The organism is Ruegeria sp. AF7 (assembly GCF_056541885.1).
Genome location: NZ_JBQFYX010000003.1, coordinates 72,674 through 95,939 on the forward strand (window position 1 = coordinate 72,674; position 23,266 = coordinate 95,939).

Here is a 23,266-nt window from a genome sequence, read left to right on the forward strand (position 1 = left end):
GCCCCATTCTAAACAAACCCCAGGCAGAGGAGGTCGCTTATGAACGTCCACGCCGCGCCGCAGATGAATGGATATGGAATCTCGGTTGAGCCGCTGGATGGCAGGATTGCCATTTACCGGAACGACGTTCTTCTGGCTGAAAGCACAAACGCAAAGGTGATGTATGAAACGCGTTTGCCGCCAACGATTTACGTTCCCCGCGCAGATGTCTGTGTGGATCTGAGCGAAGAAACAGACCTGCAAACATTCTGCCCGTTCAAAGGCACCGCCACTTACCACGACATCAATCTGGCGTCTGAAAGCCTGGCCAATTCTGTCTGGGCCTATGAAGAAGCGCTGCCCGAAAGCGCTGCCATTCAAGGCTGTATCGGGTTTGTGTCCGGCGCCTACACCCGTATTGATCTGGGCGACAATCGCCTGCGCGAGCCGGACGACGGCAATATCAGCGGACCACTGATCGACTGGCTGATGCGCGGTGCTTCGGCCGCGACCACGCCCGAAAGCTTTACCAAGGCATTGGCCGCAAAGATGCTGGAGCACGGCATCGCCATCCAGCGGCTGAGCATTCTGGCCTGGTCCTTGCATCCCCTGATCGCGGGCAAACACTATATCTGGGAAAAGGGTCAGGACGAGATACTGACCCGCGCCCCGACCTACGAAATCTATGATCACCCGGCTTTCATCAACAGCCCGTTGCGCCATGTCTCGAACGGTTTGGGCGGTGTACGGCAAAGACTGAACGACGAAAACCCGCAAAACAGCTTCCCGATCATGGAGGAGTTACGGGCCAAAGGTGCCACCGACTATGTCGCGATGCCGTTGCCCTTCTCTGACGGGCGAACGAACGTTCTGACCCTGACATGTGACCATCCCAACGGGTTCACCACCGAGAATCTGGGCCTAGTGTTCGAATGCTCCTCGGTGATCGCCCGCTTTTACGAAGTGTTCATGCAACGCGAGAATGCGCAGGTTTTGCTGGAAACATATGTTGGAAAACGCTCTGGCGCACGCGTATTGGGGGGCGAGATCCGGCGCGGTGACGGGGATGAAATCGACGCTGCAATCATGTTCTGTGACCTCCGCAACTCGACAAGCCTAGAAGAGAAACTGGGGCGGGGCGCATATATCAGTGTTTTGAATGAGTTCTTTGAAACCGTCTCGGGTATCGTTCACGAAAACGAAGGCGAAGTTCTGAAATTTATTGGTGACGCTGTTTTGGCAGTTTTCCCGGCAACCGATGAAAACGCCAGCGCGGCCCGGGCTAACGCCCAGCGCTCGGCAATCAAAATCGTCGAAACGTTGGGAGAATTGCGCAAAGCAGGTACCGACATACATTGCGACTGTTCGATTGGCGTGGCTTATGGGCGTGTCACATATGGCAATGTGGGCTCTCGTGAACGTCTTGATTTTACGGTTATTGGACAAGCAGCTAACATTGCTGCGCGCTTGGGCGAATATGGGAAAACCGAAGGGCATCGCATAGTCGTATCCGAAGATATCGAGCCTGCCTGTTCTAACGCTATACCGTTAGGCGCGGTCAACCTGCACAACGTGTCTCGACCCGTTGTATGCTACGCTTTGCACACCACAGCCGACGAGATTTTGAACGGTTAACTTTTGGTTTATGCAGACCAAATGTGAGACCTAGGATACTAGATTGCGGCCCAGGCTTTTGCCCCGCGTCTTCTAATCACACAGCCCCAAGCAAGATTAAAGCGGTCTGCGCTGGCGATATCGTACTCTGAAGGCCCGCGATTTGACTTCTGGCCAGATAGGCGTCGGTCAGGTTCTCCACCGCCTTCTGGTCCGAAAACTGTGCCAAATCATCCGATCCGGTAAGGCGGAAAAGCCGACTTTTAAATTCGTCCAATTGTTTGTCGATATCTAGTTGGGCGAATGACTGCGGCAGCCCAAGCGCCGTTTCCATCATTTTGCGCAGCGGTGGCAATCCCATAAGATCGAACCATTTCGTATCTGTACTGCTTCCGCTTTTCGCCAGATCAGACAGCTCGCGCTGGGCATAAAGCGAAATGCGCATCGTCTCATCTGACTGTCCGACCGCGATCTCAAACCGCGCTGAAAGGCTGGCCTGAGCTATCTCTTCCATATTTGTGACCAGCACCGTTTTTCGAACAGCTCCCGGACCAAACCCGAAAGCATCCGAAAACTCCCGGTAACGTTTATCCGCCAAACGATTGGACAAAGCGTCATCCGCCTGTGTTCCATCCTCCAGGATTTTCCGGATAAAGAACCGGTTATCCACATCCCCTTCCAACCCAAAGGCACCCAAAGCGACCTGCAACAATCTGCGGTCAGAAACCAACTGTTCGGCGGTCTTCACTTTCCCAATGTTGTCCAGGAAATACTTTGTCTCCCTCTCATTCACTGCCGAAGACGAGAAACTTTGAAACTGTCCTTGGTAAGTACGTTGCAGAAACCGCCAGCCGACGATCCCGCCAGTCGGAATGACAGGTTGAAAGCTCATTGCTGATAGGCCATCAACCGATCTTCGCGCGGGAGAAGCGAGCGAAGTGACTTGAGGCATTTATAGTATTGCTCGGCCACCAGCGCGTCTGTCGCCTCGGACAATACACGACGGCTATCTGTATCCGTAAAAACCTGGCTCAGCTCTTCTACGCTGCGCAACAGGTGTTGACGCGCCCGAGCCGGATCCATGTCTCCGGACAGAACAAGTTGCGTGGCATAGCAGACACGGCGCACCGGAGTATTTACTTCATCCGGATGTATCGCATCGCGCAACCGCAGGACATTGGCCTGCGGCGTCATGATCGAAAACCGGCCACGGCGGTCGCCGTTTTCAATCACAACACCATTGATCAGCACCCTTTCCTTCGGGGCGAGTTTCAAAACCAGCCCGCTCATCAGGTTGCCCTCATCTGGCGCAATCCGCGCAAAATCGCCGTGTTTATTTCAAGCAATGGTTCGATGGACGCGCCGTCCGCCAAAATGCGGCTGCTGTGCAGTTCCGTAAACTCGGCAAGGTAGAAAATCCTGGCGCGAATATCGTTCGGCAAAGCGTTTGCCGAATCCGCGACACCTGTCGCCAACACCCCCCATAACCGGCGGTTCTCGTGCACGGCCTGAACAAACGCCGAGAAATCCGTTGCCTTGCGCGCCGTGGCCGCCTTGAGACGCCGTGTAATTCTGGAAATTGCCTCATATTCAGTGTCACGGGGCGTTCGCGTCGGCGCGGCGGCTTGCGCATAGGTGTATTGAGCGAGGGTTTGCGGGGTCACTTGAAATCCTTCCAAAAAGCCGTCGTCAGATAGTCACGACCGGGGCGCGAAAACCGCGCCCCGGACCGCGTTGCGTATTAGCGGAACAGCGACAGGATCGACTGCGGCGCCTGGTTGGCGATCGAAAGCGACTGTGTTGCCAGCTGCTGCTGCACCTGAAGGGCCTGCAAACGCGCCGAGGTTTCTTCCATGTCAGCGTCGACCAGCGCACCGATACCGGATTTGAACGAGTCAGAGAGATTCGAAATGAACTCTTTCTGGGTCTCGATACGACCCTGCGCCGAGCCAAAGGCGGCCGAGGCATCAATCGAAGTATCGATAAGCGATTCGACAGCCGCCAACGCAGCGGTTGCTCCCGCACCTGTCGACACATCAATACCTGCCAGCGCGCCCAAACCACCGGCACCCGCATTCACGAACTGAGCCGAGAACGAGATGTCAGATCCTGTGCCGTTTGTAACCGACAACGTACCCGCAGTGCCGGAGTCGTAATCGACAGTCAGACCGGTAATTCCCAGCTCTTCGATCTTCGATTTCAATCCGACAGCAACAAGGTCACCGGTCGTTGTCGCGGCAGCATCTTCCGCAGAAACGGTATAGGACACAACCTGATCGTTAATGGCGACGACAACCTTGTCTCCGGCCGCGAAAGCACCGCTGGATTCATCGGTCACCAACGCCGTCGCGGCCGTTGCACCATTGTCAATGGTTGCCCCCACGCGGTCATTGCCGGTCGATGCGCCGGTAGAGCCGTCGAAAACCTGTTTGGTGACATATCCACCGGTCGACAGGTTCTGCCCCGAGACCGAGATTGACGACGCAGTCACCGCCCCGGTGTTGTCCCGATCCAGCGATGCGAGGATCGATGCAGAGCCGGTCGAGCCGTCAACAAGGTTCAGACCGTTGAACTGGGCCGCGCTGACAACCGATGCGATCTGATCCTTCAGTGCGGTCACATCGTCATTGATCTTACCGCGATCAACGTTGTCTTCCTGCGCCGCGACAATCTTGCTTTTCATCTGGGTCAAGAGGTCGGTGACAGTTTCAGACGCATTTCGCGCAACTGCAACAGTCGATTCGCCCAGCGCGAGGCTGTCTTTGATCGCGTTAAAGCCCTTGACGTCGGACTCCATCACTTTCGAGATCGCCCAAACCGCCGAGTTGTCCTTGGCTGTCGCGACGTCCTTACCGGTCGAAATCGCGTTCTGGGTCATCGCCAGGTTCTTGTTGACCGACTTGAGAGTTTGCAGCGCAACCATCGCGCCATTGTTTGTCAGAATGCTGGACATAGCTTTTATCCTTTTGCCTTCGGGCGATTTTCGCCCATGTTCACCCCACAATATCTGCGGGCATTGGTGTCTTTCTGACTTGTGCGACGCGCCGCGTGGCTGTTCGCGCCACCTGATGTTTCCAGGTGCAGCATCACTTTTGAGCCCGATCCCCTAACGGAGTGCTAAAACGCCCGAACCAGGTGTTTCAGATTTGAATCAAACCCAAGCCTATGCGCGTTTTTCCAGCTTTGCCGTATTTCGAACGGAAAACTCACTTCGTTGCCCATCCGCGCCGTACGTGCTGAATTCCTGCCGAACCCGTCGCAGTTCAGCCATGCGGCTGGCGACGGCCCGAATCCCGTCGGCGGCACTGTTCAGCAATGCCTGATTGCGTTCGACTTTCTGCTGCACTCGAACCAATGCATCGCTGTCAATCACCTGAAGGTCGTTGATCGCGCCGATCAGTTTTTCTTTTTCCGGCACCATATGCGTCAGGCGATCCAGATCGCCCTGGACAAGCGCCGCGCGCTCCAGATCCAGAACTTCTTCCAGAGATTTGATCAGTGCCATGTCGACTTCAGATGTCATCGGTTTTCTCCATCAGTGATTTCAGCAGAATTTCTGACAAACCCACCCCTCCAGCCCGGGCCAGTTCGCGTGCCTGATGCTGAACAAGAAACGAAGAGAACTGGTCTTCACCGGCTCCTCCTCCAAAAGACTGGCGCGTTTTGCCCAATCCGGCCGACTTCATCATTTCGCTGAGGAATGCGGCCTCCAACTCGATGGCCGCGTCTTTCAGTCGGGTCTGGGCCAATGGCGTTTGAGCCACCTGGGGAATTTCTGGGACCTGCATGGTTTTCTCCGAAAATGCTTCGAACTTTCTCGATCAAAGGTGAAAGCGGTTAAAATAAACGTAACTTCCTGCGGGCAGAGTTCCGATCAATCACACGGAGCCAGAGCAATATGCCCAACCCACTAACGCTGGCGGCCGCAGCGCCAACAGCAACTGCGAAACCCAATTCGCCCGCCAAAGAACCGGGTCGTACTGCCGGGGCGGACAGTTTCGAGGACATCCTTGAACAGGGAAACCAAACACATCCTCTCCCCGGCACCACGACTTTGGCCACTTCTATCGAAACCACCGACGAAACTGCCGAGATTGAGGTTGAGGCCGTTCTGTCAAACACGGCTGAGGCATCTGTCGAGGCGATTTCACCTCGGGCACCAGAGTTGGCAAACAACATTTCATCGCAGACCGAAATGGCCGGGACATCCGAAACGCCTGGGGCAGATACAGTGCATCCCGCGCCGTTTGTTCCTGCCGCAGCGGATATCCCCGCAACGGGTACGACAGAACCGGAACAAACCGTTGCGTCAACGGGTTTGCCCCGTCAGACCGACATTCAACCCTTTGTGCCCGGGCAACCAATCGAAGAGCAGGTTCACACCGCTTCGACCCAGGTCACGCCAGCCCAAAAACCCTCAGAGGCTTTGCCTGTGCTGAGCCAGCCAACCCGATCAAAGGACCAGACAGGCGGGTTGAAAGCCGAACCCCTCCTTGAAAGCGCAAAGACGGCGCCCGAGACAGCGGAAGTCGCTGCCACGCCCAATCCGACAAATCCAAACCGCGCGACACCCGTTGCGCAGCTTCAACTGATCCTCAACTCAATCGAAACGGAACAGGCGGCACCGGTTCATGAGGTTGACTCTGTGCCCATCGCCTTAGACGAACCCGTTCAGCAAGCCCCCCGCGAGGTGGCACAACACTCGGCGATGCCCTCTCCGTTCGCCCGTGCTGAAATTGCCCGTGCCATAGCCGGGCAATTGGCGGCAACGATTCAGACCCGACCGGGAACCGGCATCATGGAAATCTCGCTAAGCCCCGAAGAATTGGGGCGCGTATCCATTGTGCTGAACGGTCGGGATGACGGGCTCCAGATGACAATCGCAACCGAACGCCCGGACACGATGGAACTTTTGCGCCGCCACCTGTCCGTTCTTACGGAGGAGTTTCAGAAACTGGGCTATGGGAACCTGAACATCGATCTGGGGACTCCGTCGGATTCAGGTGCACGGGATCAGTGGACAGATGAATTCGACGCTCAGGCCGCACCGGAATCCGAACCGGTTCAGAACGTACACCTCGCGCAAGCCACGCCGCTTCCACAAACTCCTGCTCCGGTCAGGGGCATCGATATGAGATATTGAAAAATGATCACACCCGTCACCGCCACACAGGCTGCCACCTCTCAGCAAACTGCCGGTCCGTCCCGGAGTTCTGCGATCACCTCGGATTTCGAAACGTTTCTGCTGATGCTGACCGCGCAGGCCCAGAATCAGGACCCGCTGGAGCCGATGGATTCAACCGAATACGCATCGCAACTTGCGCAGTTTTCGATGGTTGAACAACAGGTTCAAACCAATGACCTGCTTTCCGCCCTGACCAGCACGCTTGGCAGTGTCAATCTGAACGACCTTGCAAGCTGGGTCGGAATGGACGTCCGATCTGCATCGGGGTTCCATTTCAACGGCCAGCCGGTGACCCTGTTCTCGAACGCGGATTCTGACGCGGACGCAACCAGACTGGTGATCCGTGATCATGAAGGCACAGTCGTCGACACGGTTTCTGTTCCCACAACAGCGACGGAGTTTGCTTGGGCAGGTGTGAATTCCTCAGGCGATCCGATGGCCGCTGGCAACTACACCGCGACGCTGGAAAGCTATAAGAATGACCGGCTGATTTCCGAGAAACCGGTTGCTGCCTATAACCGCGTCGTCGAAGCGCAGGTGGGAGAGGATGCTGTTCTGCTGACCCTGCAAGGTGGTCAAGTGATTTCCGCAGATCTGATCACTGCGGTCCGAACGGGCGCTTGATCTGTCAGGCAGTACGGGCCAAAGGTTGGCAACTCGACTCGCCAGAAGAAGTGAAAAGACCTCTGCCCGACCTGCCTGCCCCCCCTCATGATCTGGTTGAACACCTCAGCACTATGGGGTTGGTCAACATGTACGCGCAGTTCGAAATCCTGTATGGTGGTCGGACCAACAGGGTGTGGAAAGTGCTGGGGGACAACGGCGACAAAGTACTGAAGCTCTACAGCCCGACCTTACGCAACCCCTTGTTTCGAAATGATGCAAAGCTGGAAACCCTCTGCCTTAAGGCGCTTGGTCCGACCGGTTTTGTGCCAAGGCTGCGCGCCGCAGGACAGCACAAGGACGCGCATTGGGTGTTTTACGACCACGCACCCGGAACACCCTGGCGGAATGGTTCGGACAAGGTTGGTGAACTGCTGCGCAGGCTGCATTCGCTGCCCAACACCATTCCAGCGCCTGCCGGGTGCAACGGCAGCGCGGATCTGATGGCCCATGGGTACAAAATTCTGCAAGGGTGCAGGTCAGAAACTCGAAACGAACTGGCAGTATTGCAACCCTCAATATCTGTCCCCTCCACGACCAAGACTTGCCTGATCCATGGCGACCCGGTCGCTGGGAATATTCTGGTTGCATCCCGCGGCCTGACCTTGATCGACTGGCAATGCCCGGCCTTTGGCGACCCGTGCGAAGACCTTGCGATGTTTCTGTCCCCGGCGATGCAAAGGCTTTACCGGGGCTCACCTTTGTCGGACGCGGAAGAAGTTCAGTTTCTGTCCGCCTATCGCAGACCTGAGATTGTTTCCCGTTATCAACGGCTCAAGCCATGGTATGCTTGGCGCATGGCCGCCTATTGCCTGTGGCGCGCGGAAAACGGTGCACCCGACTATTCCGAAGGCTTGAAACTGGAAATCGAAACCCTGAAACCGAACGAATTCACCTGAGGTCGGAAAGCGCAAAGAGGGCGTATGCCGGTGGCATCAATGCGCGACGCCAGCGGCCCAACGGAAACCGTTCAGGAGTTTGCCTCATCGGGGCTGGCAAACGGGCACCCTTGCCCAAAGCCAGCCGTGCCAATGCGCGTCCGCTGTATGTGCCCATGGCGACGCCGTTGCCATGATACGCAAATCCGGCAAACATGCCTGGCTGCATGGGCACGGCACCAACAAAAGGCATCAGGCTTCGCGAGAGGCACACCATACCTGACCAGATATGAGTCGCCTCAACCGCCGCCCAGGCCGGGAACATGCGTTTGAAGTCCTGTTGAACCTTTGCCCGGATCGCGGCCTCGGACCGGGGCGACGATAACAAACCGCCTCTCATTCCGAACAAAAAGCGCCCATCCGGCATCAGGCGAAAATAGTGCAGAAGATTACGCGTGTCGTAACATATCTGGTCCGAGTTCCAGCCCTGCGCCGATAGTTCAGCCTGGCTAAGCGGGCGCGTTACCATCACGGTCGATTGCGCGGGCAAGTAGCGTCCGGACATCCAATCGGGGATGTCTTCGCTAGAATACCCGTTGGTACAAATCAGCACGACCTGAGCGTTAACCTGCCCTGCGCTTGTTTGCAGTCTGAAGCCGGACGTTGTTTTTTCAATGTTCAGAACGGGGCTGTTCTGAAAGAAATTCACACCCGAAGCCGCCGCAGCGCTTGCCAACCCGAACAGGTATTTCCGGGGATTGAGCCCAAAGCCGACCGGCAGAGTATACCCTCCGAAGAAAGCACCACCCATACCAAGCGCTGGCAAATCAGCAGCTTGGTGCAGAATGCCGGTCTCGTCCGCGTGTCGGCGCAGGACATCCATCGCATGTCGCGAATGGGCCAGTTGGGTCTCACCATTGGAATGCGTATCCGCATCTATCCGATGCCGCGCCAGCAGATCGGCAACCAGCTGGACCGCGTCCTGTTCAGCCGTCTCATAGGCCTGAGCCGCTTCGCGGCCATAGCGGCGCACCATGGATTTTTGCCCAAGCTTTGACCCGCCAAGACAGCAGAAACCGCCATTGCGGCCTGATGCGCCCCACCCCGGTGGGCCTGCCTCGAGCACAGCAACCGAGGTCGCGTTTTCAGCCAGATGCAAAGCCGCTGAGACCCCTGTAAAGCCGCCACCGACGATGGCGACATCAACGTTCAGATCGCCCTGAAACTCTGGCCAGTTCGGGTTTGCAATGGTCTCGTCCCACCAGCAACCATCACGAGGACCCGCACCATAGGTGTATTCGGGGAATATCCGTTTCATTCGGTGCGCGCAGCGGCCTGCTCGTCCTGCCGTTGACGCATCATGGCGCGCTTGGTCACAAGTGAGGCCGTTATCACCCCAACCGTCACGACCGCAATCATGATCGTCGACAGCGCGTTTATCTCGGGGCTGACGCCCAGCCGCACGGCCGAAAAGATCTTGATCGGCAGGGTCGTCGCCGACGGGCCCGATGTGAACGACGCGATAACCAGATCATCCAGCGACAATGTGAAAGCCAGCAGCCAGCCCGAGATTACCGCAGGCGCGATGATCGGCAGGGTGACCAGACCAAAGGCCTGCGCGGGTGAACAACCCAGATCCAAAGCGGCTTCTTCCAGCGATTTGTCGAATGTCACAAGCCGTGACGAGACGACAACCGAGACAAAACACATCGAAAATGTTGTGTGAGCCAGAACGATTGTCAGGATACCCCGGTCCAGCCCGATCCCGATAAACAGCAACAACAGCGACAGACCGGTGATCACCTCGGGCATCACAAGTGGCGCGTAGATCATGCCGGAAAACAGTGTCCGGCCAAAGAACCGCTTGCCCCGAACCAGCACATAAGCGGCCGCAGTCCCCAGAATCGTTGCCAGTGTCGAGGAAAACACCGCAACCCGGACCGTGACCCATGCAGCATCCAGAAATGCCTCGTTCTGAACCAGTTCGCCATACCATTTGGTCGAAAACCCGGCCCAGACCGTGACCAGCTTGCTTTCATTAAAGCTGAAGATGATCAGGATGATCATCGGAATATACAGGAACGCAAAACCCAGCGTCAGCGATACCGTGTTGAACCAGCTTAATCTGTTCATCCGTCAGCCTCCGCCTGTTTCTGCTGGTTGCGCTGGAACAGCACGATGGGAACGACCAGAATAAGCAACAGCACGATCGCGACAGCACTTGCCACGGGCCAGTCTCGGTTCGAGAAAAATTCTTCCCACAACACCTTGCCGATCATCAACGTGCCGGACCCACCCAATAGTGACGGGATCACAAACTCACCGATCACGGGGATCATCACCAGAAAACAACCTGCGATGATGCCCGGTCTGGACAGTGGAATGGTGACCAGCCAGAAGGCTTGTGCCCTCGAGCAACCCAAATCCTCGGCCGCCTCGATCAGCGAACCATCCATGCGTTCTAATGACGAATAAATCGGCAGGATCATGAACGGAAGATAAGTGTAGACAATACCGATATAGACGGCAGTCGAGGTGTTCAGGATCGTCAAAGGCGTCGAAATGATGCCCGTCCACAGAAGCAGTTGGTTAAGGTACCCTTCATTCGACAGAATGCCCATCCACGCATAGACCCGGATCAGGAATGACGTCCAGAAAGGCAGGATCACCAGCATCAACAGCGTTGGGCGCCATTCCTCGGGCGCGCGGGCCATGCCATAGGCGATGGGATAGCCAACCAGCAAAGTCAGAAAGGTTGAGATCAAAGCGATCTTTACGCTGGACAGGTACGCTTTCCAGTACAGGTCGTCCTCGGTCAGCCAGACGAAGTTTTCAAGATCAAGCTGGCTGAAGAACTCTTTGATCCCCGACCAACCAGCTGAAAAATCCAGTGTCGGTGTATAGGGCGGGATCGCAAGCGCGGTATCCGACAGCGAAATCTTCAGAACGATGAAGAATGGCACCATGAACAGCGCCAACAGCCAGACATAAGGTATGGCGATCAGAACAGCGCGGCGCATCAGTCGGCTAGCAGAACCGCAGCCGTGGCCGTCCAGGACAGCCAGACCGGGTCTTCCCAGGTGAATGAACGGCGCGAGATGCGGCGGGTATTGGCCGTCTGCGCCTTGATGATTGTGCCGTTTGCAAGTTCAACGTGATAAGTGGACAGATTGCCCAGATACGCGATGTCATGAACCTTGCCTTGCACCGCATTCACTGCATCCGCCGGACGCTCAGCCGAGATTGTCACTTTTTCCGGGCGGATCGCCAGATGGCACAACTGACTGTTTTCAAAGTTCTTCGCTGACGCTGCGGTCAGCGGCGCTTGCCCTTCAGCCCAGTCTACCTGATAGGTATCCTCTCCGACAGATGTCGCGCGCCCTTCTATGATGTTCACGTCCCCGATGAAATCAGCGACATAAACCGAGGCAGGATTTTCGTAAATCCGGTCCGGAGTGGCAACCTGCATAAGCTGACCCTGATCCATCACCGCCACACGGCTGGCGACTGTCATGGCCTCTTCCTGATCGTGCGTAACGATCACGAATGTGGTGCCGGTTTTTTCCTGAATATCCATCAGTTCGAATTGGGTATCCTGGCGCAATTTCTTGTCCAGTGCGCCCAGCGGTTCATCCAGCAGCAAAAGCTTGGGTGCCTTGGCAAGCGAGCGCGCCAGCGCCACACGCTGCCTCTGCCCACCCGAAATCTGATGCGGTTTACGGCGGGCGAACTGTTCAAGCCGGGTCAGGCGCAGCATTTCTTCGACCCGGTCTTCCAGATCATGTTTGGGCATTCTGTCCCGGCGCAGGCCAAAGGCGATGTTTTCCCAGACGCTAAGATGCGGAAAAAGGGCATAGGACTGGAACATCATGTTTACGGCACGCTTATTGGGCGGGATTGGGTCGATATCCTTCCCTCCAAGCAGGATTTGGCCTTCGGTCGGTGTTTCGAACCCGGCCAGCATCCGCATCATCGTCGTTTTGCCACATCCAGACGGACCAAGCAGGGCAAAGAACTCTCGCTCGAAGATATCCAGAGACAGGTTGTCGATGGCAGTAAATTCACCAAAACGCTTGGTCACGTTTCGGAACTGGATCAAGGGTTTCGCCTGCGGGTCATCCCATGGCGCAAAGACGTCAGAATTCACTACGGCCCTCGTTCGAATAGCTGAAAAGAGAGGCAAGGCGGCGGCGCCGCCCTGCCGGTGCAATTCGGATCAGGTGCCCGATTTGACCTTGGTCCACAGACGCGTCACGACCCGCTGCGTTTTCGCCGGATAAGGTGTCGTGATGTACAGGTTCTGCATCGTGGCATCATCCGGGTAGATGGCCGGATCGCCGATCACGTCCTCTTCCAGAAATTCCTGAGACGCTTTGTTGCCGTTGGCGTAATACACATAGTTCGATGCCGCCGCCATGTTGTTGGCGTCCAGAATGAAGTTAAGGAACGTGTGTGCGCCTTCGGGATTTGGAGCATCGACAGGAATTGCCATCTGGTCGAACCACATCAGTGACCCTTCGGCGAAGGGGTGATACTCGATCTCCACCCCGTTATCTGCCTCTGCGGCACGGTCGCGTGCCTGAAGGATGTCACCCGACCAGCCAACAGCAACGCAGATGTCGCCATTTGCCAGCGCATTGATATATTCCGAGCTGTGGAATTTCTGGATATGCGGGCGGACTGCTGTCAGAACCGCTTCGGTCTTGCCGATCACGTCCGCGTCGTGGCTGTCAGGGTTTTCTCCAAGGTATTGCAGCACCATGGGAATGATCTCGGCCGGGGCATCCAGGAAATGCACACCGCAAGTGGCCAGCTTTTCCATGTTCTCGGGTTTCAGGACCAAGTCCATGCTGTTCAGGGCAATGTCGTCGCCCAGAACCTCTTTGACCTTACCGACATTCACGCCGATCCCGGTTGTTCCCCACATATAGTTGATCGAATACGCGTTGTCCGGGTCATAACCGGCAGTTCGCTCTTCGATTACATCCCAGAGGTTTCCGGCGTTCGAAAGCTTGCTTTGGTCCAGCTGCTGAAACGCGCCGGCCTGGATCTGGCGCTGAAGGAATGTACCTGACGGTACAACCACATCATAGCCCGAGCCACCGGCCAGCATCTTGGTTTCCAGAACCTCGTTGCTGTCGAACACGTCATAGATCAGGGTCAGACCTGTTTCTGCTTCGAACTTGCTCAGCAGTTCTTCGTCGATGTAGTCGGACCAGTTGTAAACACGCACCTCTTCGGCAAATGCCGCCGAAGTCCCCAATGCGATGACCGCTGTCATGGTCAGCGTTTTGATTGTCATATTCTTCTCCCTGCAAGTGTACGGGTATTTTCCCGTTTTTTTGGATTTGATCAAGTTTTGCGTTTTCCCTCGATCCAGCGTATGGTTTCACGTGGCCTGTCACCTGACAAGTCAGGCTTAGTCGAAATGGGAAGAACCAATTGGATTTGATCAAAAATAAGGCATCTGCGTCGACATTCGACAAAGGGAAACAGCCCGCACATGAGCAGGTTTATCAAACGCTCAGATCACAGATCCTGTTCGGTGAACTGGTCCCAGGTCAGCCCGTCACAATCCAGGGTCTGACTGATTCGCTGGGTGTTGGCATGACTCCGGTCCGCGAAGCGATTCGCCGGTTGATCTCGGATGGAGGGTTGGTTTTCCAGGGCAATCGGCGCGTCAGTGTACCGCTGCTGAACTCCAACGATATCGAAGAGATGATCTTCGCCAGAATTTCAATAGAATCAGAGCTTTCAAGACGTGCGACCGCCAACCTGAAAACACAGGACATTGATCAACTGGAACGTTTGGACAGGCATTTGGATCGCATGATCGCAGATGGCGATGTCGGTGGCTATCTGCGTTTGAACCAGGCTTTTCACGAAACGCTGTATTCTTTTGCAAACGCGCCGATCCTCAGTGACCTGGCCGAAAGACTTTGGTTGCGGTTTGGCCCTTCTTTGCGTGTTGTCTGCGGGCGCTTCGGCACTCAGAGCCTTCCGGATCGCCACAAGGACATTATTGCTGCTTTGCGTGTCGGTGACGCTGAAATGACCGCAAAGGCAACCGCTCAGGACATCGAACAAGGTATGGACCTGATGGCAGAAGCATTGACTTCCGTCTGATTCAGCCTGATTCGATTGACAGGAAAAAATTTGATCATATTGTGATCCGCAACTGCGTTCTTGTAGGAGATTCTCCGATGTCTACCATCACCAACCATATGCCGACCGCCGAATTGCAGGCGCTGGATGCGGCGCATCACATTCACCCCTTCTCGGCCAATGGTGCGCTGGGGAAGGAAGGGGCGCGCGTGATCACACGTGCCAATGGTGTTTATCTGACCGACAGCGAAGGTGAGGAAATTCTGGACGCGATGGCGGGTCTGTGGTGCGTCAATATCGGGTACGGGCGTAATGAGTTGGCCGATGTTGCCGCGCGCCAGATGCGCGAGCTGCCCTACTACAACACTTTCTTCAAAACCACCCACGTCCCGGCGATTGCTTTGGCCGCCAAGATTGCCGAACTGGCACCGGGCGATCTGAACCATGTCTTTTTCGCAGCAGGCGGGTCCGAGGCAAACGATACCAATATCCGCCTCGTGCGCACCTACTGGGCCCAGAAAGGCCAGCCCGACAAGAACATCATCATCAGCCGCAAGAACGCCTATCACGGCTCATCCGTGGGCTCGGCCTCGCTGGGTGGTATGGCCGGGATGCACGCGCAGGGCGGCATTCCGATCCCGAATATCCACCACATTAACCAACCCAATTGGTGGGCCGAAGGCGGCGATATGTCGCCCGAAGAATTCGGTCTGGCCCGCGCGCGCGAGCTGGAAGAGGCGATCGAAGAGTTGGGCGAAGACCGGGTCGCCGCCTTTATCGCCGAGCCGGTTCAGGGCGCAGGCGGTGTAATCGTGGCGCCCGATACATACTGGCCGGAAATTCAGCGTATCTGCGACAAGTACGATATCCTGCTGATAGCTGACGAGGTCATCTGCGGATTTGGCCGGACAGGCAACTGGTTCGGGTCGCAAACCGTTGGCATCAAGCCGCATATCATGACCATCGCCAAGGGCCTTAGCTCGGGCTATGCGCCCATCGGCGGGTCCATCGTAAACGACGAAATTGCCGAAGTAATCGGCGGTACCGAATTCAACCACGGCTATACCTATTCCGGCCACCCGGTCGCGGCCGCCGTGGCATTGGAGAACCTGCGCATCCTCGAAGAAGAGAAGATCGTTGAGCATGTGCGCGACGTTGCCGCCCCCTATCTGAAAGAGAAATGGGAGGCACTGGCAGATCATCCGCTGGTGGGTGAAGCCAAGATCGTTGGCATGATGGCATCCATCGCGCTGACCCCGGACAAAGCCAGCCGCGCCAAATTCGCATCCGAACCCGGCACGGTCGGTTATATCTGCCGTGATCGGTGCTTTGCCAATAACCTGATCATGCGCCACGTCGGCGACCGGATGATCATTTCACCCCCGCTGATCCTGACACCTGCGGATATCGACGAAATGTTCGTGCGGATATACAAGTCGCTGGACGAAGCTCAGGCCGAGATCGTTGCGCAGGGGCTGATGAAAGCTGCATCCTAACTCAGCGATTTATGCATCTTAAAAGGCGGTCCATATGGGCCGCCTTTTTTGTCATCGCAACCTCTCCAGCAGGTTTGGCGTGGGGTATCCGTCCGGGACCAGCCCCTGCGCCAGTTGATACGCCCGAACCGCGTTGATCGTATTTGGCCCGGTGCGACCGTCGACACCCTTTGTGTCAAAGCCCGCATCCGTCAGACGGGTCTGAAGTTCCTTTTTCTCGGCAAAGCTCAGCACTCGGTCGCCGTGCGGCCAGTCGGATTGAAACGGTGCGCCCCCCGCAAGCCGGTCGGACAGATGCCCGATGCCAATCACATAGGCGTCGGCCCCGTTATACGTCTCGATCACGCTGAAATTTTCGAAAATCATCAGCGCAACGCCCTGACTTCCCGCCGGAAGCAGGATAGCGGCTTTCCCATGATCCGGCACGACGGTACCATCCCGCGCCACGACACCCTGAGCGGCCCATTCAGACGGCATCAGCGCAAAATCGCGACGGGCTGAGGCGTAATCGAAATCGGCGGGCAAACGCACCTCCACGCCCCATGGCTGACCCCTGGTCCAACCATGCCGCGCCAGATAAGACGCCGCCGAAGCCAGCGCATCCGTCGGGTCATCCGACCAGATATCCCGTCGGCCATCACCGTCGAAGTCCACCGCGTGATCCAGATATGACGTGGGCATGAATTGCGTATGCCCCATTGCGCCCGCCCAACTGCCAAGCATGTTGCCGGCGCTGATATCGCCAGCCTGCACGATCCGCAGAGCAGCGACCAGCTGCGTTTCAAAGAATTGTGCCCGCCGCGCATCAAAGGCAAGCGTTGCCAATGAACGAAGCGTTGGACTGCTGCCGCGATAGGACCCGAACGAGGTTTCAAGCCCCCAGATGGCAGTGACCACCTCTTTTTCGACGCCATATTCCGCCTCGATCCGGTTCAACACCTGCCGATGCCGCTGCAGGGCCGCATGCCCGTTCGACAGGCGCGTTTCCGACACTGCGGTCTCAAGATACTCCCAGATGGGTTTCGAAAACTCAGCCTGATTGCGATCCCGTTCCAGGACATCTTCGTCATAGCTCATCCCCGAAAACACCTGAGTCAGTGTTCCCTGCGAAATACCCTGCCGTCGCGCACGGCCCTGAAAGGCGCCGAGCCAGGACTGAAACCTTGCCGTTGTCGCAGAAGCCACTGGCAAGGCCTCAATCAACGGGCGCGGGACCGGACGGATCGAAACGGTCACATCCGCCGAAGCCAGTTGCAGCGCTGCGCGTGAAATCCCGCTGTCTGCCCATCTGGTGTTTTCTGTTGTTTCCGCCTGCACTATGGATGCCCACAATGCGACGGTCATGACGCCGCCTACGCATTTTCGCATTCCGTTTTTCCTGATTACTGCTCGACCACAGGGTAGCGCAAAATCGGAAATTCACAAAGTGCTCAGACGTTCGCCTCACGCTCCTGCACGGCACGCTCTGCCCGAATGCGTTCCAATGCTTCGCGCAGCAGGGGCACGCGGTTCGGCCTGAAACTTTGTTCCGTCACTGACATGTCCTGCAAGCGATCCAACCGGAAAACGCGAAAATCCTGTCGCAGGTGGCACCAGCCCAACAACACGTTCGAGTGATCCAGATAGACGATGCTCAACGGGTTGACGCGCCTGTGCGTAGCATCGCCTTTCGCGTCCGTATAGAAAAACTCGACCGCGCGCTCATCCCACGTCGCCTGCCGCAGAGTGGCCACGTCAATCGTGGGTTCAGGCGGGCGGTTGAACCGCGTAGCAGCCAGAACCGCATGGCTGAGCCGGTGGGACTGGCGTTGCGGCAAGCGTCCCTGAAGTTTCCGCAGGGCCGTGCCCGCTGCGCCCGACAAAGCCGGATCGCCAATCACCTGAACTTCGCGCAGGCCCAGAACCAACGCTTCAAGCTCATCATCAGTGAACCCCAATGGGGGCAGGGTTGCGTCCTCGATCAGCGTAAAGCCAAACCCCGCTTCGCCATCAATCACGGCACCCAGTCCGCGCAATGCATCAATATCCCGATGAATTGTTCGGGCCGAAACACCCAAATCCTGCGCTAACTGTTCGGATGTTCTGGGCGAAGGGCCAGAACGCAGGGCTTGCATCAGTTGGAACAAACGGGCGGTGCGGGACATGATGTATTATAGCTTATCCCTAATGACAGAAACTGTCATTAGGCCCCGATACTCAGTCAGCACCCAATAACACGGAGCCTCATAATGCTGACCCTTCTCACCTTCCCCTCTGCCTTCGGCCTGTTCAGTGCCAGCCCCTTCTGCGTCAAGACAGCATTGATGCTTCAGCAGTCCGGCCAGACCTGGCAGCGCTCGGACATGCTTGACCCCCGTAAGATGCCCCACCAGAAGCTGCCCGTTTTGCGGACGCCGGAACGCCTGGTCCCGGACAGCGACCTGATCCGCGATTGGTTGGAACAGCAGGGCGCGGATTTCGACAAAGGGTTGACGGATGTCGAAAAGGCGCAGTCCCGCGCCCTGGTGCGCATGGCCGAAGAGCATCTGTATTTTCACATCGTTCTGGATCGTTGGGGCAATGACGAAGTCTGGCCAGTCTTACGCGATACGTTCTTTACCGGAATTCCGGCGTTGATCCGGAAACCGGCATCCAATGCGATCCGGAAATCCGTTCTGAAGGGGATTACGTCACAGGGAATCGGGCGGTTTTCGTTGTCCGAACGGCTGGACCGGATCGAACGTGACCTCGAGGCGATCTCAGCCTATTTGTGGCAATCCTCTTTCCTGCTTGGGGACCGTCCGACATCGGCTGATATGAGCGTTGGTCCAATGCTTGCCGCGATGCGCGCCACACCTGCGGACACCCCCCTGACCCGCCGGATCAAACAGGATAACCTGCTGAACAGCTACGTGGATCGGTTGGAACAGGCGATACCAATTGCATGAAACCCTTTGAAAACCCTTTGGTCGCTTCGGCCTTTGAGACCCTGCCCCCGCAAACCCGTGCGGGGGCTCTGGCCTTGCGGGCGCTTGTGTTTGACACGGCAGCCTCTCTGCCTGCTGTCCCCACAGTGCGAGAGGAACTGCGCTGGGGTCAGCCCGCCTATCTTGCGCCCAAAGGGTCAACGATCCGGCTGGGCGCGCACAAATCGGCACGTTTCGCCTTGTTTGTGCATTGTCAGAGCCGGTTGATAAGCGATTTCACATCCGCCTTTCCGGGCGAGGACCGGATCGATGGGAACCGTGCCGTTCTGTTTGATGACACCGCACAAATCGATCCAACACGCCACGGATGGCTGATTGCCCGCGCGTTGACCTATCACCTCTGACGACGCTTGCGTTCGACCTTGCGCTTGATCTTGTCTTTCTTGCGCTTGGTGCTGATCGCTTTGCGCCGGGATGATCGCCCTTTTGGCCCATGTCCGCGCGGCAAGGCCTGGTCGTCGATGGACAGCAGCTCCAGCTCCAACCCGCCGGTCACAGGTGTCGCTTCGGTCAGCCGAACGGTGACACGCTGGCCGATGGCGATAATCAGCCCCGTGTCCGCCCCCATAAGGGTCCCTGCCTCGCGGTCGAAATGGAAGAACTCGCGCCCCAATGATCGCACCGGAACCAAGCCATCTGCGCCGGTTTCATCCATTTTGACAAAAGCACCAAACCGGGCAATGCCGCTGATCCGCCCTGTGAATTCATTGCCGACCCGCTCGCTCAGATACGCGGCCAGATAGCGGTCAGTCGTGTCCCGTTCAGCCATCATGGATCGGCGTTCGGTATCTGAAATATGAGTCGCCGTTTCTTCGAGCCGGGTAATCTCGTCTTCGGTCAAACCGTCCGTGCCCCAACCGTGGGCTGAGATCAGCGACCGATGCACGACCAAGTCGGCATAGCGCCGGATCGGCGAGGTGAAATGCGCGTAGTTCCGCAGCGCCAGCCCGAAATGGCCGAAGTTTTCTGGGTTGTAATAGGCCTGTGCCATCGACCGCAGGGTGGTCAGGTTGATCAGTTCCGCATCCTCGGTCCCGGCGGCGGCGTTCAGCAGCGCATTCAGGTGGCTGGTTTGCAGCACCTGCCCCTTGGCAAGGTTCAATCCGGCGGCCTGCGCCGTTTCACGCAGGCTTTCCAGCTTCTCGGGCGCGGGTTCCTCGTGCACGCGAAACAGCAGCGGACGGCGCTTGGCGATCAGTGTCTCGGCAGCCGAAACATTGGCGAGGATCATGAACTCTTCGATCAACCGATGCGCATCCAACCGGTCGCGGAACGCCACGCTTTCAACATGACCCGTCTCGCTGAGCACGATCTTACGCTCGGGCAGGTCCAGTTCCAGTGGCTGTCGCACAGCCCGCGCTTTCTTTAGCGCGGCATAGGCGGCATAAAGCGGTTTCAAGACCGTCTCCAGCAATGGCCCAGTGCGGTCGTTCGGGTTGCCGTCGATGGCCTCCTGCACTTCGGCATAGTTCAGTGACGCAACCGAACGCATCAACCCCCGCACAAAACGATGACCAATCTTGTTACCGTCCGCGTCAATCTGCATCCGCACAGCGACACAGGCGCGCGGGACACCTTCATGCAGGGAACACAGATCACCCGACAGCCGATCAGGCAGCATCGGCACCACACGGTCAGGGAAATAACTTGAATTGCCCCGCTTGCGCGCCTCGCGGTCCAGGGCCGAGCCGGGCAGCACATAAGCAGCAACATCGGCGATAGCGACCCAGATCACATGTCCACCAGGGTTCTTGGGGTCTTCATCCGCGTGCGCGTAACAGGCATCATCACGATCGCGCGCATCCGAAGGGTCGATGGTCAGCAGCGGCATGTCCCGCAGGTCCTCGCGGCCCTTCAGGCCAACGGGTTTGGCATTGTCTGCTTCAGCAATGACCTTGTCGGGAAAGTCATCCGGGATACCGTGCTGGTGGATCGCGATCAGCGAAACAGCCTTGGGCGCGGTCGGATCACCCAACCGTTCAACAATGCGCGCACGCGGCAGGCCCATGCGATTTTTCGGCCCGGCCTGTTCGGCCTCGACCAATTCGCCGTCTTTGGCACCATGCACCGCGCCATCGGCAACCAGCCATTCAGTCTGGCCCGCCTTGTCGATAGGGACGATTCTGCCCCCTTCGGCCCCTTTGCGGAATATGCCCACGATCTTGCGCGGGTTGGTCCCGATTCGGCGGATCAGGCGGGCTTCGTAATTGTGATCTTCTTCGTGCACGACGGTCAGGCGGGCCAGAATGCGGTCACCCTCACCCAGGGCCGGGTCGCTGGCCCGCGCGATGATCAGAACGATGGGCTCGACCCCTTCGCCATGCCATTCCAGTGGACGGGCAAACAGATCACCATCGGCATTCGGGGCCTTCACTTGCAAAACACTGACAGGTGGAAGGCGGTCCGGGTCGCGATAGCTGCGCTTGCGTTTTTCAAGATGCCCTTCGGCCTCAAGCTCTTTGAGGATGCGCTTGAGGTCAATACGATCCGCGCCCTTAATGCCAAAGGCTTTGGCGATATCGCGTTTCGAGGTCAGGGTGGGGTTCGCCGAGATCCAGTCAAGGACCTCCTGCTTGGTAGGGATGCGAGTCATACTTCCGGCGTAGCACGCGTTTGCGACCGCGTCATGACCAAAAAACCTCAGGGCTTCAGATCAGCGACCGTATCCACATCGCGCAGCTGGTCCAGCAGGGTCACACGGCAGTTTGGGATCGAGGCAAGTGTGTCGGCCAAAGCATGTTCTGTCGACCAGCGCACATCGTGGAACAGACCTGCGGGCAGCGCGCCATAGCGCTGCACACCGACCAGCCAATAGCCGCCATCCGGCGCGGGGCCGAACACCATCCGGTATCGCCCAAGCGCTCCAAAAGCACGAGCAATATGTGCACGCGAAATGCCCGGAATATCCGCTCCGATCAGGCAAACCGGCCCCTTGGGCATTCCGCGCAACATCCGGCCCATCCGGTCACCCAGATCGCCGGACCCCTGCGGCACGCGCAGCAGATCAACGGGCCAGATACGGCTTGCAAGACCTTCTGCATCGGGCGACACGGCCAGCACGATCTGCCAGCGGGGATCACGTAGCCTGCGGATCAAGGCGCGGGTCTGATGCCGAAACCACCACGCGGCACCAACCATGCCGATATCACGCCCCAGCCGCGTCTTGACACGACCCGGTCTGGGTTCCTTTACCATGATCACCAATGTGCGTTGCATAGATCAGGCGAAATAATCCGTCAGGATACGGGTATAGATCGATTTGAGCTGCTCGATCTGCGCGACCTCAACGCACTCGTCCACCTGATGCATCGTGCGCCCGACCAAGCCGAACTCCACCACCGGGCAATGGTCTTTGACAAAGCGCGCATCCGAGGTGCCGCCGGTTGTCGACAGCTCAGGCGTAACGCCGGTTTCGGCTTCGACCGCTTTGGCCACCAGATCCGACAAAGGCCCCGGCGGGGTCAGAAAACTTTCACCCGATATGCTGATCGTGACACCGATGTCGACACCGTACTGGGTTGCCACCTGATCCGCCTCTGATTGCAACCAGTCACTCAGGCTGGCCCCGGAATGCAGATCGTTAAAGCGGATATTGACCGCGCCGCTGCATTGCGCCGGGATCACGTTGGTCGCGGCGTTTCCGGTGTCGATAGTGACAACAGCCAGTGTGGAGGCGTCGAAATGGTCTGTGCCCTGATCCAGTTCATGGCTGGCAAGCCGGTCCATCAGCCGCGCCATTGCGGGCAGCGGGTTTTTGGCCCGATGGGGATAAGCCGAATGCCCCTGCACACCTGTAATCTTAAACCACGCAGTCATTGAGCCCCGGCGACCGATCTTGATCATCTCACCCATTTTGTTCGGGCATGTTGGCTCACCTACCAGACAGACCGACATACGCTCACCCGCGCCTTCCATGTAATCGAGAAGCGCAGTGGTGCCGTCCAACGCATCGCCTTCCTCATCACCGGTAATCGTCAGGACAATTGCCCCGTCCGGCGGGGTGTCACGCACGAAATCCATTGCTGCAGCCGCGAAAGCCGCAACTCCGGATTTCATATCGGTGGTGCCGCGCCCATACATCACACCATCCCGCACCTCGGCCCCGAAGGGCGGCGCAGTCCAGGCAGCTTCGTCGCCGACAGGGACGACGTCCGTGTGACCATTGAATCCGAAACTGCGCGCATGACCTTTCGGCCCCCAACGCGCGAACAGGTTGCTGATACCGCCGCGATCGACGCGCGTGCATTCGAAACCTGCATCCGACAGCACTGTCTCAAGCAAGACAAGCGCTCCGCCTTCTGAAGGTGTTACCGAAGGGCAACGGATCAGTTCGGCTGTCAATTGGACGGGATCAGTCATACGGGGACCTCTGGGACTGTG

The 23,266-nt window shown here is 57.4% G+C and carries 24 protein-coding genes; 8 read left to right on the forward strand and 16 right to left on the reverse strand.

What is annotated here, in order from left to right:
- Nucleotides 1-39 precede the first annotated feature (39 nt).
- Complete coding sequence (locus ACR0AP_RS08740; RefSeq protein WP_480506440.1) at nucleotides 40-1,614, forward strand: DUF427 domain-containing protein; 1,575 nt, start codon at nucleotides 40-42, stop codon at nucleotides 1,612-1,614.
- A 76-nt stretch (nucleotides 1,615-1,690) separates the two neighbouring features.
- Here ACR0AP_RS08740 and ACR0AP_RS08745 read toward each other — a convergent pair whose 3' ends face one another.
- The 6 genes from ACR0AP_RS08745 to ACR0AP_RS08770 form a co-directional block, all read right to left on the reverse strand.
- Nucleotides 1,691-2,485, reverse strand: a complete 795-nt coding sequence (locus ACR0AP_RS08745; protein ID WP_480506441.1) for a DUF1217 domain-containing protein — start codon at nucleotides 2,483-2,485, stop codon at nucleotides 1,691-1,693.
- Nucleotides 2,482-2,883 (reverse strand): flagellar biosynthesis repressor FlbT, encoded by a 402-nt coding sequence (gene flbT, locus ACR0AP_RS08750; RefSeq protein ID WP_480484134.1) that lies wholly within the window; start codon nucleotides 2,881-2,883, stop codon nucleotides 2,482-2,484. Before flbT ends, ACR0AP_RS08745 begins: the two co-directional genes overlap by 4 nt.
- On the reverse strand, nucleotides 2,883-3,257 hold the full coding sequence (flaF, locus tag ACR0AP_RS08755; RefSeq protein ID WP_267366590.1) for a flagellar biosynthesis regulator FlaF: 375 nt from the start codon (nucleotides 3,255-3,257) through the stop codon (nucleotides 2,883-2,885). The genes flbT and flaF overlap by 1 nt, the downstream gene beginning before the upstream one ends.
- 77 nt (nucleotides 3,258-3,334) lie before the next feature.
- Complete coding sequence (locus ACR0AP_RS08760; protein ID WP_209505009.1) at nucleotides 3,335-4,546, reverse strand: flagellin N-terminal helical domain-containing protein; 1,212 nt, start codon at nucleotides 4,544-4,546, stop codon at nucleotides 3,335-3,337.
- A gap of 210 nt (nucleotides 4,547-4,756) precedes the next feature.
- Nucleotides 4,757-5,116 carry a flagellar biosynthesis protein FlgN gene (locus ACR0AP_RS08765; protein WP_480484135.1) on the reverse strand — a complete coding sequence of 120 codons (360 nt, stop codon included), beginning with the start codon at nucleotides 5,114-5,116 and terminating at the stop codon, nucleotides 4,757-4,759.
- Entirely contained in the window at nucleotides 5,106-5,381 is a 276-nt protein-coding gene (locus ACR0AP_RS08770) for a rod-binding protein (protein ID WP_480506442.1), read from the reverse strand. Before ACR0AP_RS08770 ends, ACR0AP_RS08765 begins: the two co-directional genes overlap by 11 nt.
- Before the next feature lie 110 nt (nucleotides 5,382-5,491).
- On the opposite strand from ACR0AP_RS08770, the gene ACR0AP_RS08775 reads away from it, so the two are divergent.
- Genes ACR0AP_RS08775 through ACR0AP_RS08785 form a run of 3 tightly spaced genes read left to right on the forward strand, consistent with a single transcriptional unit; the run spans nucleotide 5,492 to nucleotide 8,340 of the window.
- Entirely contained in the window at nucleotides 5,492-6,736 is a 1,245-nt protein-coding gene (locus ACR0AP_RS08775) for a flagellar hook-length control protein FliK (RefSeq protein WP_480506443.1), read from the forward strand.
- 3 nt (nucleotides 6,737-6,739) lie between these two features.
- Entirely contained in the window at nucleotides 6,740-7,402 is a 663-nt protein-coding gene (locus ACR0AP_RS08780; protein ID WP_480506444.1) for a flagellar hook capping FlgD N-terminal domain-containing protein, read from the forward strand.
- Between the two features lie 50 nt (nucleotides 7,403-7,452).
- Nucleotides 7,453-8,340, forward strand: coding sequence for a phosphotransferase (locus tag ACR0AP_RS08785; protein WP_480506445.1), 888 nt, complete (start codon nucleotides 7,453-7,455; stop codon nucleotides 8,338-8,340).
- On the opposite strand, the gene ACR0AP_RS08790 is transcribed toward ACR0AP_RS08785, so the two are convergent.
- The 5 genes from ACR0AP_RS08790 to ACR0AP_RS08810 form a co-directional block, all read right to left on the reverse strand.
- A complete protein-coding gene (locus tag ACR0AP_RS08790) occupies nucleotides 8,333-9,637 on the reverse strand; it encodes an NAD(P)/FAD-dependent oxidoreductase (RefSeq protein WP_480506446.1) in 1,305 nt (434 codons plus the stop codon). The genes ACR0AP_RS08785 and ACR0AP_RS08790 overlap by 8 nt on opposite strands.
- Nucleotides 9,634-10,452 (reverse strand): ABC transporter permease, encoded by an 819-nt coding sequence (locus ACR0AP_RS08795; RefSeq protein WP_480474178.1) that lies wholly within the window; start codon nucleotides 10,450-10,452, stop codon nucleotides 9,634-9,636. The genes ACR0AP_RS08790 and ACR0AP_RS08795 overlap by 4 nt, the downstream gene beginning before the upstream one ends.
- On the reverse strand, nucleotides 10,449-11,339 hold the full coding sequence (locus tag ACR0AP_RS08800; protein ID WP_480506447.1) for an ABC transporter permease subunit: 891 nt from the start codon (nucleotides 11,337-11,339) through the stop codon (nucleotides 10,449-10,451). Before ACR0AP_RS08800 ends, ACR0AP_RS08795 begins: the two co-directional genes overlap by 4 nt.
- Nucleotides 11,339-12,466, reverse strand: a complete 1,128-nt coding sequence (locus tag ACR0AP_RS08805) for an ABC transporter ATP-binding protein (RefSeq protein WP_480506448.1) — start codon at nucleotides 12,464-12,466, stop codon at nucleotides 11,339-11,341. Before ACR0AP_RS08805 ends, ACR0AP_RS08800 begins: the two co-directional genes overlap by 1 nt.
- 69 nt (nucleotides 12,467-12,535) lie before the next feature.
- A complete protein-coding gene (locus ACR0AP_RS08810; protein ID WP_480474181.1) occupies nucleotides 12,536-13,621 on the reverse strand; it encodes a polyamine ABC transporter substrate-binding protein in 1,086 nt (361 codons plus the stop codon).
- Between the two features lie 140 nt (nucleotides 13,622-13,761).
- Here ACR0AP_RS08810 and ACR0AP_RS08815 point away from each other — a divergent pair, with 140 nt between their 5' ends.
- Nucleotides 13,762-14,445 (forward strand): GntR family transcriptional regulator, encoded by a 684-nt coding sequence (locus tag ACR0AP_RS08815; protein ID WP_209505019.1) that lies wholly within the window; start codon nucleotides 13,762-13,764, stop codon nucleotides 14,443-14,445.
- Between the two features lie 77 nt (nucleotides 14,446-14,522).
- Nucleotides 14,523-15,920 (forward strand): aspartate aminotransferase family protein, encoded by a 1,398-nt coding sequence (locus ACR0AP_RS08820; RefSeq protein WP_480506449.1) that lies wholly within the window; start codon nucleotides 14,523-14,525, stop codon nucleotides 15,918-15,920.
- Between the two features lie 51 nt (nucleotides 15,921-15,971).
- Here the strand turns inward: ACR0AP_RS08820 and ACR0AP_RS08825 are convergent, their stop codons facing one another.
- Together ACR0AP_RS08825 and ACR0AP_RS08830 are read right to left on the reverse strand one after the other, a co-directional pair.
- Nucleotides 15,972-17,264: a lytic murein transglycosylase gene (locus ACR0AP_RS08825; RefSeq protein WP_480506450.1), complete on the reverse strand. Its 1,293-nt coding sequence runs from the start codon at nucleotides 17,262-17,264 to the stop codon at nucleotides 15,972-15,974.
- Between the two features lie 86 nt (nucleotides 17,265-17,350).
- A complete protein-coding gene (locus ACR0AP_RS08830) occupies nucleotides 17,351-18,064 on the reverse strand; it encodes a helix-turn-helix transcriptional regulator (RefSeq protein WP_480506451.1) in 714 nt (237 codons plus the stop codon).
- An 84-nt stretch (nucleotides 18,065-18,148) separates the two neighbouring features.
- On the opposite strand from ACR0AP_RS08830, the gene ACR0AP_RS08835 reads away from it, so the two are divergent.
- Nucleotides 18,149-18,847 (forward strand): glutathione S-transferase family protein, encoded by a 699-nt coding sequence (locus ACR0AP_RS08835; protein WP_480506452.1) that lies wholly within the window; start codon nucleotides 18,149-18,151, stop codon nucleotides 18,845-18,847.
- Nucleotides 18,844-19,230: a DUF1801 domain-containing protein gene (locus ACR0AP_RS08840; RefSeq protein WP_480506453.1), complete on the forward strand. Its 387-nt coding sequence runs from the start codon at nucleotides 18,844-18,846 to the stop codon at nucleotides 19,228-19,230. The genes ACR0AP_RS08835 and ACR0AP_RS08840 overlap by 4 nt, the downstream gene beginning before the upstream one ends.
- On the opposite strand, the gene rnr is transcribed toward ACR0AP_RS08840, so the two are convergent.
- From rnr to dapE, 3 genes are read right to left on the reverse strand one after another with little or no spacing between them, the layout of a single operon-like run.
- A complete protein-coding gene (rnr, locus tag ACR0AP_RS08845) occupies nucleotides 19,221-21,479 on the reverse strand; it encodes a ribonuclease R (protein ID WP_480506454.1) in 2,259 nt (752 codons plus the stop codon). The genes ACR0AP_RS08840 and rnr overlap by 10 nt on opposite strands.
- A 47-nt stretch (nucleotides 21,480-21,526) precedes the next feature.
- Nucleotides 21,527-22,102: a TIGR04282 family arsenosugar biosynthesis glycosyltransferase gene (locus ACR0AP_RS08850; protein ID WP_480506455.1), complete on the reverse strand. Its 576-nt coding sequence runs from the start codon at nucleotides 22,100-22,102 to the stop codon at nucleotides 21,527-21,529.
- Nucleotides 22,103-22,105: 3 nt separating this feature from the next.
- On the reverse strand, nucleotides 22,106-23,245 hold the full coding sequence (gene dapE, locus ACR0AP_RS08855) for a succinyl-diaminopimelate desuccinylase (RefSeq protein WP_480506456.1): 1,140 nt from the start codon (nucleotides 23,243-23,245) through the stop codon (nucleotides 22,106-22,108).
- Between the last annotated feature and the right edge of the window lie 21 nt (nucleotides 23,246-23,266).